General features: G+C 43.3%; 13 protein-coding genes and 1 other annotated feature. Of the genes, 3 read left to right on the plus strand and 10 right to left on the minus strand.

Features of this window, described 5'->3' with window-relative positions; translation table 11 throughout:
• Positions 1–55 precede the first annotated feature (55 nt).
• The 5 genes from MKZ03_RS13375 to acsA all read right to left on the minus strand — a co-directional run bounded on the left by MKZ03_RS13375 (position 56) and on the right by acsA (position 7,096).
• Positions 56–1,609: a BclA C-terminal domain-containing protein gene (locus tag MKZ03_RS13375; protein ID WP_341032122.1), complete on the minus strand. Its 1,554-nt coding sequence runs from the start codon at positions 1,607–1,609 to the stop codon at positions 56–58.
• 300 nt (positions 1,610–1,909) lie between these two features.
• The gene (locus MKZ03_RS13380) at positions 1,910–2,473 is read right to left on the minus strand and encodes a cysteine hydrolase family protein (RefSeq protein ID WP_106031171.1); all 564 of its coding nucleotides are present in this window, start codon (positions 2,471–2,473) and stop codon (positions 1,910–1,912) included.
• Between the two features lie 380 nt (positions 2,474–2,853).
• Complete coding sequence (locus tag MKZ03_RS13385) at positions 2,854–3,441, minus strand: esterase/lipase family protein (RefSeq protein ID WP_370876317.1); 588 nt, start codon at positions 3,439–3,441, stop codon at positions 2,854–2,856.
• 310 nt (positions 3,442–3,751) lie between these two features.
• Positions 3,752–5,020, minus strand: coding sequence for a tyrosine--tRNA ligase (gene tyrS, locus MKZ03_RS13390; protein WP_034665529.1), 1,269 nt, complete (start codon positions 5,018–5,020; stop codon positions 3,752–3,754).
• Positions 5,021–5,073: 53 nt separating this feature from the next.
• Positions 5,074–5,312 (minus strand) — a binding site (T-box leader).
• Positions 5,313–5,371: 59 nt separating this feature from the next.
• Positions 5,372–7,096, minus strand: coding sequence for an acetate--CoA ligase (gene acsA, locus MKZ03_RS13395; protein ID WP_034665526.1), 1,725 nt, complete (start codon positions 7,094–7,096; stop codon positions 5,372–5,374).
• Positions 7,097–7,251: 155 nt separating this feature from the next.
• Here acsA and MKZ03_RS13400 point away from each other — a divergent pair, with 155 nt between their 5' ends.
• From MKZ03_RS13400 to MKZ03_RS13410, 3 genes are read left to right on the plus strand one after another with little or no spacing between them, the layout of a single operon-like run.
• On the plus strand, positions 7,252–7,884 hold the full coding sequence (locus tag MKZ03_RS13400) for a GNAT family N-acetyltransferase (RefSeq protein ID WP_340973553.1): 633 nt from the start codon (positions 7,252–7,254) through the stop codon (positions 7,882–7,884).
• A gap of 39 nt (positions 7,885–7,923) precedes the next feature.
• Entirely contained in the window at positions 7,924–8,565 is a 642-nt protein-coding gene (locus tag MKZ03_RS13405; protein WP_034665520.1) for a CBS and ACT domain-containing protein, read from the plus strand.
• Positions 8,562–9,722 (plus strand): acetoin utilization protein AcuC, encoded by a 1,161-nt coding sequence (locus MKZ03_RS13410; RefSeq protein WP_066030541.1) that lies wholly within the window; start codon positions 8,562–8,564, stop codon positions 9,720–9,722. The genes MKZ03_RS13405 and MKZ03_RS13410 overlap by 4 nt, the downstream gene beginning before the upstream one ends.
• A gap of 42 nt (positions 9,723–9,764) precedes the next feature.
• Here MKZ03_RS13410 and ccpA read toward each other — a convergent pair whose 3' ends face one another.
• The 5 genes from ccpA to MKZ03_RS13435 all read right to left on the minus strand — a co-directional run bounded on the left by ccpA (position 9,765) and on the right by MKZ03_RS13435 (position 13,787).
• On the minus strand, positions 9,765–10,766 hold the full coding sequence (gene ccpA, locus MKZ03_RS13415; RefSeq protein ID WP_034665514.1) for a catabolite control protein A: 1,002 nt from the start codon (positions 10,764–10,766) through the stop codon (positions 9,765–9,767).
• A gap of 451 nt (positions 10,767–11,217) precedes the next feature.
• Positions 11,218–12,294: a bifunctional 3-deoxy-7-phosphoheptulonate synthase/chorismate mutase gene (locus MKZ03_RS13420; RefSeq protein WP_003217626.1), complete on the minus strand. Its 1,077-nt coding sequence runs from the start codon at positions 12,292–12,294 to the stop codon at positions 11,218–11,220.
• Between the two features lie 218 nt (positions 12,295–12,512).
• Positions 12,513–12,836: a bacillithiol system redox-active protein YtxJ gene (gene ytxJ / locus MKZ03_RS13425; RefSeq protein ID WP_034665511.1), complete on the minus strand. Its 324-nt coding sequence runs from the start codon at positions 12,834–12,836 to the stop codon at positions 12,513–12,515.
• Between the two features lie 33 nt (positions 12,837–12,869).
• On the minus strand, positions 12,870–13,340 hold the full coding sequence (locus MKZ03_RS13430) for a YtxH domain-containing protein (protein WP_034665507.1): 471 nt from the start codon (positions 13,338–13,340) through the stop codon (positions 12,870–12,872).
• Positions 13,341–13,367: 27 nt separating this feature from the next.
• The gene (locus MKZ03_RS13435; RefSeq protein WP_003217556.1) at positions 13,368–13,787 is read right to left on the minus strand and encodes a DUF948 domain-containing protein; all 420 of its coding nucleotides are present in this window, start codon (positions 13,785–13,787) and stop codon (positions 13,368–13,370) included.
• Positions 13,788–13,867 lie beyond the last annotated feature (80 nt).

Raw genomic sequence — 13,867 nt, forward strand, 5'->3', positions numbered from 1 at the left:
ATTCAAATGAAAAGGTCCTTTTGAGTGCTTCTAAAAGCACCTCTAAACATTTAAGTTAGTCTAATTTTTTAATAATAATAGAAGCGTTCACATTTGTTTGGGTCCCTCCTGCTAGAGTTTGAAGAGTAACTGCTGCTGCGGAAGTATGGTTTACAAGAGTAAGCGTGTCACCCGCTGCTAGAGCGAGGATGGCCTGACCGTTATTCTGTTGAGTACCAGCTCCTGAACCATAAACTGTGTTCGTCACAGGAGCTCCATTTACAAATAGGGTGAATTGATTTGGCTCTACGCCAGAAACTGAAAAAGTAACCTCATAGTTTCCTGGATTGGTCACTATAATTTGAGAAGTTCCAGGGGCATGTGTAATACCAGGAGTAGTAATTCCAGTTGAGTCAAAAATCACCGGGGCTTCTAAAGCTACTGTTTGAGCACTTAGATTGTATACATATGCAAATTCAGCTAGCCCTGCACCTGTGACTCCCGTGGCTCCTGTTGGACCGGTCGCTCCGGTATCTCCTGTAGCCCCTGTCGGACCAGTGGCTCCGATATCTCCCGTGGCACCCGTTGCTCCAGTGGCTCCGATATCTCCCGTGGCACCCGTTGCTCCAGTGGCTCCGATATCTCCCGTGGCTCCTGTAGCCCCTGTTGGACCGATTGCTCCCGTATCTCCTGTAGCCCCTGTTGGACCGATTGCTCCCGTCGCTCCGGTATCTCCTGTAGCCCCTGTCGGACCAGTGGCTCCGATATCTCCCGTGGCTCCCGTTGCTCCGGTGGCTCCGATATCTCCCGTGGCTCCTGTTGGACCGATTGCTCCCGTCGCTCCGGTATCTCCTGTAGCCCCTGTCGGACCAGTGGCTCCGATATCTCCCGTGGCTCCCGTTGCTCCGGTGGCTCCGATATCTCCCGTGGCTCCTGTAGCCCCTGTTGGACCGATCGCTCCCGTGGCTCCTGTGGCTCCTGTTGGACCAGTGGCTCCGATATCTCCGGTGACACCCGTTGGACCAGTGGCTCCGATATCTCCGGTGACACCCGTTGGACCAGTGGCTCCGATATCTCCCGTGGCACCCGTTGCTCCCGTGGCTCCGATATCTCCCGTGGCTCCTGTAGCCCCTGTTGGACCGATTGCTCCGGTATCTCCTGTGGCTCCTGTTGGACCAGTGGCTCCGATATCTCCCGTGGCACCCGTTGCTCCAGTGGCTCCGATATCTCCCGTGGCTCCTGTAGCCCCTGTTGGACCGATTGCTCCGGTATCTCCTGTGGCTCCTGTTGGACCAGTGGCTCCGATATCTCCCGTGGCACCCGTTGCTCCCGTGGCTCCTGTTGGACCAATCGCTCCGGTATCTCCTGTAGCACCTGTTGGACCGATTGCTCCGGTATCTCCTGTGGCTCCTGTTGGACCAGTGGCTCCGGTGGCTCCTGTAGCTCCGGTGGCTTCTGCGGCCCCTGTAGGTCCAGTGACTCCTGTAGCTCCTGTAGCTCCTCGAATCCCTCGTAATCCCCGTAATCCTCGTCGCCCTACAATTACTTTTGTTTCACAAATGATGCAACAGTTTGATTTTGATAGTTTCTGTTTACAATAAGGGCATTTTTTATACTTATCACAACCCATCAGTTGTTCATCTCCTTTATCATTATTCATATGTTACATCTGTAAATAGGTGCAGATAAGTAAAACGTACAAAGAATAAAGATAAGCGTAGAATAAATATAAATTTCTATAGTATTCCAAAAGTCTTTTGGTTGTGAAAATTTGATTGTATTTTGCGCTAAACTTTTTCATGATGACTAGCCTGTCTCAAGAAGCTATCCAAAACTATATAATCTATCATGAAAAAAATCCCCTAGAATTCCAGAGGATTTTTTTGTTCCATGGTTCACTCAAGTATTATTAAGCGTATAGCGATATCTTTTATTTTACCATCCAATTACTAATCAATTGATCTGTTGTCATGACAGTAGCAAATTCATCATGCAATGTAGCAAGTGATAGCCGATGAATCATTTCGGGATCATAATATGTACCGTTTTGATCTGTTAGTCCAAAGGCAGCAGATGCATCAGAAATGAGATATGTATCAAAGCCTAGATTGCCGCTCATTCTTGTTGTTGTAGATACGCAGTGCGGTGTTGTTAATCCTGCGATTACAACAGTGTCGATCTCGTTTGATCTTAGTTGTTCCTCCAAATTTGTGCCAATAAAGCTGCTGTTGACTTTCTTTTGTATCACCATTTCATCATCTAGCGGTTTGGCGATATCTTTGAAGAGATGCCCTTCATTTGCCGGATGAAATAAGGAGTCCGGCTTGTCAGATGTATGCTGAATATGAATCACTGTCCAGCCTTTCTCTCTCCAAAACGTCAATAAACGACTGATATTTTTCTCTGCATCTAGATTATTTCGTTCTCCCCATTTTTCATGCTCGAACGCCTTCTGTACATCCACAATGATCAAAGCCTTTTGATTCTTTTGCACAAACGCCCACCTCCGTAGATTCTCATTTACTACATGTAGTGTAAGGAATGGTGATCCATTTGTACATGCTTTTAATGATGTTTTGCCTGTTTTTGCATCAAAAAAACAAACCACACACTGGCAACGATGTAATAGATACCAATGATTGAATACAGTTGGACATCACCTCGCCTATTTGAACTGATTTAACAAACTTCATCCAGATGAAATAGATGAGGAGAAATGAGCACGGATAATAGAGGAAATATCTTAAAAAATATTGCTTGAGTTTTTGTGTCATCATTTTACCTCCATTATAACCTTCTTTCATCATCTAGCAGCTGTCATATGTCCGATGACATCAAAAAAAGACAGCACAAGTCGCTGTCTTTTTTCATTTTTTAATTCGTATTCTGTCCCCCGCCATTCAGTCCTTCTTTGATATAGCCTTTGACTTGGCTTGAAGCTAATAGACCGATGTGACCAACGCCGTGAATGAGGACGTTTCTTGCGCCAATTAAACGCGAGAGGCTGTTGACGACGATAAGATCGGCTGAGCTATAGACAGAGGTGTAAAGGATTTTTTGATTTGGATCGGTGCCTGGTAATGCTCTGAGTGAAACGAGTCCGTTCGCTCCACCAAGTGTAACGACGTTTTCTATTTTATCGCCGCCGTCTAGATTCTTAATATAGTATAACGTGTTCGCTCCGCCCATACTATGAGCCACAATATCAACTTTTTTGGCACCTGTTTTGGCTAGCACATCTTTGACGAATCTGGATAGACGCGGACCATTGTTGCGGTTATTACCTGTTTTGTCTATGAAATCGATAGCAAATAATTGGTTTCGATCCCATCCTTGTGATACCAAGTAACTTTTAATCGAAGCAAAGTTATAAGACGCACCGCCCATGCCATGTACCATCACAACCGGATTATGCTCAGCCGCTCTGATCTCTTTTGGCTGGATGAAGGCCATTGAACCCATCACCAATGCAAGCACAACAAGAATTTGCAAACTCCTTTTCTTAAAACGAATCACTTTCATTCCCCCTTATTCATCTTATTCGACTCTATTTTATACAAGAAAAATATGTAAAAAAAGTGAACAAGGCACTGTTTGTTCAATCAATTTATAGAAAATAAATAATGAAAAAGCACCTTTGACTCTCTCAACGCCAATGCCAAAAGACTAGACAAAGTCTCTTTGAACAGTCTATTAGACTCTTCAAAGAGCACTCATCTCTCATTTTGCATAAAAAAAGCAGCCGGTTATCGCAGCCGGCTGCACATCGTTCTTATTTGTAATTCACAAGGAAGTATTTCTTTTTCCCTCTTCTTAAGACGGTAAATTGGTTTTCAATTCGATCTTCAGCTGAAAGGACGTAGTCTTTATCGGTTTGTCTCTCTCCGTTGATGGAAACTGCACCATTTGTGATGTCTTCACGTGCTTGACGTTTTGATGGAGACAGCTTTGATTCAACAAGGACATCGACAAGTGTTAATTCTTCTGTGCTGCTTTTCTCCATTGATGGAACATCTTTAAAGCCTACTTTGACTTCTTCGGCTGAAAGAGATTTGATCTCGCCTTTGAATAGCGCATTTGAGATGTTGACAGCCTGTTCTAGTGATTCACGTCCATGTACAAGTGTTGTGACTTCCTCTGCTAGACGGCGCTGTGCTTCACGCTTTTCAGGAGCTGTTTGTACTTTTTCTTCGTACGATGCGATCTCTTCTTTCGATAAGAACGTAAAGTATTTTAAGTATTTCACGACGTCACGGTCATCTGTGTTGATCCAGAATTGGTAGAACTCATATGGAGATGTTTTTTCTTTATCTAACCAGATGGCGCCGCCTTCTGTTTTACCGAACTTCGTGCCATCTGCTTTAGTGACAAGCGGCATCGTTAGACCGAATGCTTTTGCCCCTTCTGCTTCAGACTTACGAATCAGCTCAAGTCCAGATGTGATATTTCCCCACTGGTCACTTCCGCCAATTTGCAGCTTACAGTTTTCATTTCTGTAAAGGTTTAAGAAGTCTAAAGATTGCAGGATGACGTAGCTGAACTCTGTGTACGAAATTCCTGTCTCGATACGCGAGCTGACGATATCTTTTGCCAGCATGAAGTTCACACCGAAGTTCTTTCCAATATCACGAAGGAACGTGATGACATTCATCTGGCTGATCCAGTCGTAGTTATTCACGATTACGGCTGGGTTCTCGTCTGCTTCAAAATCAAGAAATTGCGACAGCTGTCCTTTGATTTTATCTGACCACTGCTCTACGATTTCTGCTGGGTTTAGTGAACGTTCTGCTTTTTTGAAGCTAGGATCGCCGATCAGTCCAGTCGCGCCGCCAACAAGAGCAATCGGGTGATGGCCCGCTTCCTGGAATCTGCGTAATGTTAAAATTGGCAATAGATGACCAATGTGCAAGCTGTCAGCTGTCGGATCAAAGCCGGAGTAAAGCTTGATTTTTTCTTCTGCTAATAATTTTGTTAAACCTTCTTCATCTGTTTGCTGCTGAATTAATCCTCTGAACGATAACTCTTCCATCAATTGACTCATATCCAATTCTCCTTTTTTTACAATTCAACATAAAAAACGCCCCTTCGAATGAACGAAGGGACGATATATATCGCGGTACCACCCTGCTTAAAAGACAACAAATCACGTCTTTTCACTTACACTGATAACGGACAGATCCGTTCTTTCACTAATCAGGACAGCATGCATGCTCCTTTTCGTAAAAGCGGTTCGTGAGGGTAATTCGAATATCTCTTTGTACTGACTCGCACCAGCCGTCAGCTCTCTTGGACAGGGAAAGATAATTCTACTGAATCTCAGTCAAAACCTTTACATATTCAACTAATGTCATTTTAAACATACTTTTGGTATCAAGTCAACTGATGAAAAAAATTAATCTTCCATTGTCGATAGGTCGCCAGCCGGTAAATTCAGTTCCCACGCCTTTAGCACACGTCTCATAATTTTTCCGCTTCGCGTTTTAGGTAGTTTGTCTTTAAACTCGATTTCTCTCGGTGCCGCATGTGCAGCGAGTCCTTTTTTCACAAACGTACGAATTTCTTCTTTCAGCTCATCTGTCGGCTCATAACCGCTTCTGAGCGCAATGAATGCTTTAATAATTTCACCGCGGACTGGATCTGGTTTTCCAATGACACCAGCCTCTGCAATGGCCGGATGTTCGACCAGCTTGCTTTCCACCTCAAAAGGACCAACCCGCTCTCCTGATGTCATGATCACATCATCGACACGTCCCTGGAACCAAAAGTATCCGTCTTCGTCCATATAAGCTGAATCTCCTGAAACATACCAATCTCCCGGCATAAAGTAAGATTCATATTTTTCAGGATTGTTCCAGATCGTATGCATCATAGACGGCCAGCCTTTTTTGATGGCGAGGTTGCCCATCCGGTATGGCGGGAGTTCATTTCCGGCATTATCGACAATCGCAGCTTCTACGCCTGGAATCGGTTTCCCCATTGAACCTGGTTTGATGTCCATGCATGGATAATTACAAATCAGCTGTGCACCGGTTTCAGTCATCCACCAAGTGTCATGAATTCGTTTGCCAAATACAGCGTCTCCCCATCGGATGACTTCTGGATTTAGAGGCTCACCTACACTTAACACATGACGGAGCGAGCTGAGATCATATTTTTGAATGAGGTCATCTCCTGCTCCCATCAGCATTCTAAAGGCAGTCGGAGCACTGTACCAAACGGTCACACCTAGTGATTCAATGGTTTCATACCACGTATCAGGGTTAAACCTGCCGCCTAAAATGACATTCGTCGCCCCATTTAACCACGGTGAAAAAATGCCGTACACTGTGCCTGTTACCCAGCCTGGGTCAGCTGTACACCAGTAGACGTCGTCTTCTTTCAGATCAAGCACCCATTTACCGGTCTGGTCTTGCTGCACCATTGCGCCATGGACATGCAGCACACCTTTTGGCGTACCTGTGGACCCTGACGTGTAATGAAGCAGAAAGCCGTCTTTTTCATCCATCCATTCAATCTCAAGGTCCTTTGCTGCCTGCTCAAACGCCTCTTCGTAATGGATTGTCCGAACGCCATCGACGTCTTCCTTTTCACCGCCGACAATGATGACGGATTCAAGCTTCGGAAGCTCTGCAAACGGAATGCGTTCAAGCAGATCCGGCGTTGTCACAATGACCTTCGCCTCACTATTTTCTAAACGGTCTTTGACCGCTCCTTCCATAAATGCCTCAAATAACGGACCAACGATCGCACCAATTTTGACTGCGCCAAGCAGAAGAAAATAGAGCTCAGGTGATCTTGGCATAAAGATAAATACGCGATCCCCTTTTTGCACATGCGCCTTTTCTCTGAATAGATTTCCCGCTTTATTTGTGTTGATTTTCATATCCCTGAACGTATACTTTTCATCACGCTGTGAATCTTTGTAGTGAAGCGCCACCTTGTTCTTACGAAACGAGTCCGCATGTCTGTCAATCGCTTCATAGGCTGCATTTATGTTTCCTGTTTCATACCACGAGAAGTTTTTTCTTGCTTCCTCCCATGAAAATTCTTTGTATGCCTGCTCATAATCATTTAAATGATAGTCCCCTTTTACTGATGGCAGCGTTTCCAATTTCATCAAACAGTCCCCCTTTGCATACGTTTACAATGACCATTATAGTATAGATGACTTTTTTTCTCAATTTTTAAAAAACTTATGGTGAAACCGTTTTAATTCTTGCAAGTTTTAAGATAAAATAGAGACGACTCACTAGAATTTGAGGCGGTGGATACGTGGAGCATCCTAAAACTTATTATTCAAAAACCATTGAGCAAGAAACAGGTTCCATCCTTATTGAAGGTCCGGTACCTGCACCAGAGCTTGCGAACTATACCTTTCATGAAGGACTGACGGCATTTCGCACGCCTGAGGAACAGAAACAAGCACTTGTTGAAATAGCAAACCTTCCAGAAGGACGTATTATCATTGCAAGAATGGATGAGCTTGTCGTAGGCTATGTCACGTATTTGTATCCTGATCCGCTTGAGCGCTGGTCAGAGGGTAACATGGACAATTTAATCGAGCTTGGCGCGATTGAGGTCGCTCCTCCATTTAGAGGCTGCTCACTTGGCAAGCATTTACTTGATGTGAGCATGATGGATGAGCAAATGGAGAATTATATCATCATTACAACTGAATATTACTGGCATTGGGATTTAAAGGGGACAAAGAAAAACGTGTGGGAGTACCGCAAAATGATGGAGAAAATGATGAACGCAGGCGGTCTTGTCTGGTTTGCAACAGACGAGCCAGAGATCAGCTCACATCCAGCCAATTGTTTAATGGCCAGAATCGGGAAAAATGTGAATCCTGATTCGATTGAGCGTTTCGATCGTCTTCGCTTCCATCAACGCTTTATGTATTAACGTTCAATTCGTTTTTTTGGCAAAGGGGATTGGTAAACAATGATGATTGAACAAATTATGGAGCGTGATGTGATCACGCTGCGAAAAACCGATACGATTGAAGAAGCCATTCAAAAAATGAGTGCACATCACATTCGGCATATTCCGATCGTATCTGATCAAGGTTCTGTCATTGGGATGGTGACAGACCGGGATATTAAAAATGCCAGTCCAAGTATATTTGAAACAGAAAAAAGGCAGCTCTTTATTCAGCGTCCTGTTGAAGAGATCATGGTATTAGAGACGATCACTGCTCATCCGCTTGATTTCGTTGAAGAGATTTCAAGTGTCTTTTTTGAACACGGAATTGGCTGCCTTCCAGTGGTGAGACGAGGCAAGCTCGTAGGCATTATCACAAAGACTGATTTGCTTCGTACGTTTGTCAGACTGACAGGTGCAGATCAGCCTGGGTCACACTTAGAGGTTGAAGTGGACCAGATGACAGAAGGCCTCGCAGACATTACGGCCATTTTAAAGGAGCAGCATATTCAAATGCTGAGTGTGCTCGTGTATCCGCATGCAAATGAAGCCTCTAAAGTGCTCGTATTCCGCCTTCAAACCATTCATGCAGATCATGTGACGAAGCTGATTCGTGCAAAAGGCTATAAGGTGCTGTGGCCAATGGAGCAGACGATCAAATGAAGGAAGCAACCTTTGTTTTTTCACCCTCTTTTCAAACGTACCAATTTCACCAAGACCATCCCTTCAATCAGCTTCGTGTCTACTTAACATATGATCTTCTTCAAAAAATGAAGGCGTTAACAGATGATGAGATTGTCGCACCGCGTATGGCGACACTGGAGGAATTAAAGCTCGTCCATACAGCCGATTATATTCAAGCTGTGCAGCGGGCTAGTGAAGGAAAGCTCTCTACAGCAGAAGGTGAACGCTACGGCCTTGGCACGGAGGATACACCGATGTTTGCAGGTATGCATGAGGCAGCTTCTCTCCTTGTTGGCGGAACATTAACAGCCGTTGACCAAGTAATGATGGGACACTCGCAGCATGCACTCAATCTTGGCGGCGGACTTCACCACGGGTTTAAAGGACGTGCATCTGGCTTTTGTATATATAATGACAGCTCCGTGGCCATTCAATATATTCAAAAGACATATGGTGCAAGAATTTTATATATTGATACAGATGCCCATCATGGAGATGGTGTACAATTCAGCTTCTATGACGACCCAGAGGTCTGTACGGTCTCTATTCATGAAACGGGGCGCTACTTGTTCCCTGGAACTGGACAAGTACAGGAAAGAGGTCACGATAAAGGCTATGGCTACGCCTATAATATTCCGCTTGATGCATTTACAGAAGACGAATCGTTCCTCGAAGCATACCGAACAGCAGTGACTGAAATTGCTGCTTTTTTTAAACCAGATGTAATTTTGACGCAAAACGGCGCGGATGCACACTACTATGATCCGTTAACCCATTTATCTGCCACCATGAAAATATATGAGGAAATTCCTAGACTTGCCCATGAGTTAGCGCATCAATATTGTGATGGCAAATGGATTGCTGTTGGCGGAGGGGGATATGATATTTGGCGTGTCGTTCCAAGGGCATGGAGCCGGATTTGGCTTGAGATGAAAGGCATCACACCGCCGGCTGAACTGCCTCAGGACTGGGTTCAGGCTTGGCATAAACAATCGCCTGTCAGCCTGCCATCGACATGGGGAGACCCTGACGATTTATATCCACCGATCCCAAGAAAAGCAGAAATCACAGAAAAGAATGCTCAAACTGTAGAAAAAGCACTTATGCCTGTAAGAAGAGAAAAGAAAAATGCATAAGAAAAGCAGGCATTCACTAATGTGTAAGCCTGCTTTTTCGTTTTATTTTGTTGATTGTCTTTCTTCAATTCTGTGCGGAAGCTCAACAATTTGATCGTCCACTTGTTCTTTGTTCATCAGCTTTGTCAGCAGTCTCATTGCGACAGCGCCAATATCATAGGTCGGCTGAACAACTGTTGTCAGCTGAGGACGCACCATGAGAGAAAGTCTCGTGTTATCAAAGCCAATCACTTCTAAATCCTCAGGAATCGATACGCCTCTATCTTGTGCTCCGTGAATGACACCTAGCGCCATTTCATCGGTAGCCGCAATAACAGCTGTCGGCTTGTCAGACTGCTCAAGTAAATGAGCAAGTGATTCAATTCCAGAATCATAGGAGTAATCGCCTTCAGCGACGAGCGCATCGTCAAATGCGATGCCCGCTTCTTCAAGCGCACGCTTATAACCTGCAAGCTTTCTCATAGAGTTAATCGGTTCTGACATTGGGCCAGATACGAAGGCAATTCGCTTATGTCCTTTCTCAACTAAAAGCTGAACTGAATCATAAATCGCTTGCTCGTAGTTGATATTGACAGATGGTGTTTGAGCCTGCTCTTCAACAGATGCTGCAAGAACAATTGGCACAGGAGAGCGCTTAAATTCTTCAACAAGCACATCTGTGATGTTTCCGCCCATAAAGACAATCCCATCTACTTGTTTACCTAGCATTGTATTTAATAGATGAAGCTCTTTATCGGTATTTTGATCTGAGTTGCTTAAAATGATGTTGTACTTATACATCGTTGCGATATCTTCAATTCCGCGAGCAAGCTCCGAATAGAAGATACTAGAAATATCAGGGATGATCACCCCAACTGTTGTAGTTTTTTTACTTGCAAGGCCTCGTGCCACAGCATTCGGACGGTAGCCAAGACGATCAATCGCTTCAAGTACCTTTTTTCTTGTTGTTGGTTTTACATTCGGATTACCATTCACTACGCGTGATACCGTTGCCATACTTACATTTGCTTCTCTTGCTACATCATATATTGTAACATTATTCACATAAATCACTCCTTCAAATACACTTCATATCTATAGCATTCACCAATTGGATAGAGACATGTCAGATACGAGGAAAATAATATCCTATTTGTCATTAAAACGATGAAAAGAGACACATAATTTTTCAATCTACATCAAAATGACATTCTTTTATGAAATTATACACGTTTTTTCACCATATGAAAACGTTCCCTTTCTTTTTATAACTAAATTAAACAAACTTTAATGAGCTTGTTTCCTGTAAATTGAATCATATTTCATGAAAAATCGTCGAGAACGTCAGCTATGACAATGATCTTAGCAGATTCTATCGAATTTTAAAAATGAAAACATTGTGAACAAGCACTTTTGAGACTTGTAATGTGCTCTTTTCCTTTCATTCCCAATCTCCATCATATTTTATCCATAGAAAAACCGCCGGGCAGTTATCCGGCGGCTTTTCTATCTATGATTACGCGTGAATGTTGACAAGTGGTCTTAACGCATCTAACCATTTTTCGAATTGAGGAATGTCCATTTGCTGCGCTGAGTCAGATAGAGCAACAGATGGATCTGGATGCACTTCTGCCATGACACCGTCTGCTCCAATCGCAAGAGCTGCTTTCGCTGTTGGAAGGAGAAGATCTCTACGTCCAGTTGAGTGCGTCACATCAACGAATACTGGTAAATGTGTCTCTTGTTTCAAGATTGGCACTGCAGAGATATCAAGTGTATTTCTTGTCGCTGTTTCGTATGTGCGGATACCGCGTTCGCAAAGGATGATTTGGTCATTTCCTTGGGCGATGATGTATTCAGCTGCATTGATGAATTCTGAAATAGTCGCTGCAAGACCACGCTTTAAAAGAACTGGTTTCTTCACAGATCCGGCTGCTTTTAATAGCTCGAAGTTTTGCATGTTCCGTGCACCAATTTGGATGACATCGATATGCTCAATCGCTTCTTCAATATGAGCAGGATTGACGATTTCACTAATGACAGCAAGACCGTATTCATCCGCTACACGCTTTAGAATTTTTAGACCGTCTACACCAAGTCCTTGGAAATCGTATGGACTTGTGCGAGGTTTAAATGCACCTCCGCGAAGTAGTTTTAGTCCTTGCTGTTTCGCTGCTGCCGCAACTTCTGCGACTTGCTCGTAGCTTTCAACAGCACATGGTCCAACGATGAAGCGCTGTTTCCCATCACCGATCGCTTCTCCATTGATGTTCACGATTGTATTTTCCGATTTTTTCTTACGAGAAACAAGAAGTGCTTTGCTGTGGTCATCTTCTTGAAGCTCTAGACCTGCTTTGAAAATCTCTTTGAAAATATGCTGAATCGTTGAGTTTTCGAATGGTCCATCATTTGCTTCAAGAATTTGGTTCAGCATTGTGCGCTCTCTGACAGGATCATAACGGTTGACACCTTGCGCTTCTTTCGCCTTTCCAATTTCTTTTACAATGCTTCCTCTTTCATTGATCAGTTTTAAGATTTGAAGATTTAGTTCATCTGCCTGCTGTCTCAATTGTTCTAGTTCATTGTTGCTCATTTTTGTCATCCTTTCCTCTGCCTGTTCTCGCTTTTTATTTTTTCATTCTCTCATGATAGGGTTTATTATAAACAAAGATTTCGGAATTGTCACGAAAATTTTCTTTATTACCCAAACGCTTTTAAGCGATAAAGTATTATGTGTAAGATTATAGCATACTTTTGGTTGAAGTAAACCTTTTTTTTATAAAAAAACGTCAGCAATTGCTGACGTTTCTTCTACAGATTATGTTCAAGCGCTTCTTTTGTAATGCTTGAGTGGGATGCATGCCACTTCACTTTTCCACCGCTAAAGACGAGTGCCTGGGGACTTTCATGCTTTACCCCCGACTTTTCAGTCACATAGGATGAAAGCTCTCTTGTGTTTTGGATTTGCAAGAAATAAGTAGGCACGTCTTCATGTGCAGACGCAAATGCTTCAAACTCTTGAAAAGCCGCTTGACTGATCGGACATGTCAAACTGTGCTTAAAAAAGACAAACGTCCCATCTTGATTCGTTAGTTGATCAAACTGTTCTTCTGTTTCAATGAGTTGTTTTGACATGATGTTCTCCTTCTTCACTCCGAGCAGTGAGAGTTAGCCTTTAGTCGATTGTTCTACTTTTTCTTTGACATCTTTGATGCCATCTTCAATTTCTGATTTCGCTTCTTGTGCTCGTACTTTTGCTTCGTCTGCTACATCTGAAGCTTCATTTGCTAGGTCAGCTGCTGCATCTTCTGCTTCACTTTTCACATGATTAGCTTTTCCAGCTGCACGCTCTTTTATGTCTTTCACTTTGTCTAAAATCTGGTTTGACTGTTCTGCTACCAGTTGGGACAATTCAGACGTTTTATCTTTCGCAATCGTCACATATTCAGTGCCTCTTTCTTTTGCATCTGTTGTGAGGCGATCTGTTTTTTCTTTTAAAACATTCGCTTGGGTGTTCAAATCATCGCGAAGCTCTTTCCCTGACTTCGGTGCTAAAAATAAGGCTGTTGTTGCACCAACAATTCCACCAATAAGTGTTCCGATCAAAAAGTCTTTGCTATTGATTCCGTCTTTGCTCATGATTATTCCTCCTATGCGAAAATGGTTTTATTTTTGGTGCTTTCGTTGTTTCCATTTTTTATAAATTTCAAGTGCTGCGTTACTCCAGCTTACCACATCCGTGACTTTTTCTTGATTTCGTTCAACGGATGAAGAAACTGCACCAGCTGCCTGCTTTATGCTTGTATTAAATTGGTTGATCGAGCCGCCAATTCCCTGCACCGCATCCACAACTGTGTTGAGTTTTGCCGATTTGTCTTGAATATCTTCAGCAAGCTGATTCGTCTTATGTAGCAACTGTGTCGTCTCTGTGGTGATCCCTTGCATCTGACCTTCAAGACCTTCTAAAGTTGATGCAACATTCTTTAATGTCAGCTGTAAGGATTTTAATGTTTTGGACAAATAGATGACAAGAATGAGGAAAGCAATTGCGATCAGTGCAACGCTTAGATATAGAATAATAATCATCTGATACCTCCTTTGCTGCGGGCATATGCAATTCATTACCCTCTCGTTGTATCATTCAAACATCGCCTAGAATGACCGAT

The sequence above is a fragment of the Bacillus sp. FSL R5-0431 genome (assembly GCF_038002985.1).
GTDB lineage: Bacteria > Bacillota > Bacilli > Bacillales > Bacillaceae > Bacillus.

Coding starts and splice junctions, on each gene's coding strand:
- MKZ03_RS13375 (WP_341032122.1), bottom strand. CDS start 1,609: ATGGGTTGTGATAAGTATAAAAAATGCCCTTATTGTAAACAGAAACTA.
- MKZ03_RS13385 (WP_370876317.1), bottom strand. CDS start 3,441: ATGGGTTCAATGGCCTTCATCCAGCCAAAAGAGATCAGAGCGGCTGAG.
- tyrS (WP_034665529.1), bottom strand. CDS start 5,020: ATGAGTCAATTGATGGAAGAGTTATCGTTCAGAGGATTAATTCAGCAG.
- acsA (WP_034665526.1), bottom strand. CDS start 7,096: ATGAAATTGGAAACGCTGCCATCAGTAAAAGGGGACTATCATTTAAAT.
- MKZ03_RS13405 (WP_034665520.1), top strand. CDS start 7,924: ATGATGATTGAACAAATTATGGAGCGTGATGTGATCACGCTGCGAAAA.
- MKZ03_RS13410 (WP_066030541.1), top strand. CDS start 8,562: ATGAAGGAAGCAACCTTTGTTTTTTCACCCTCTTTTCAAACGTACCAA.
- MKZ03_RS13420 (WP_003217626.1), bottom strand. CDS start 12,294: ATGAGCAACAATGAACTAGAACAATTGAGACAGCAGGCAGATGAACTA.
- ytxJ (WP_034665511.1), bottom strand. CDS start 12,836: ATGTCAAAACAACTCATTGAAACAGAAGAACAGTTTGATCAACTAACG.
- MKZ03_RS13430 (WP_034665507.1), bottom strand. CDS start 13,340: ATGAGCAAAGACGGAATCAATAGCAAAGACTTTTTGATCGGAACACTT.
- MKZ03_RS13435 (WP_003217556.1), bottom strand. CDS start 13,787: ATGATTATTATTCTATATCTAAGCGTTGCACTGATCGCAATTGCTTTC.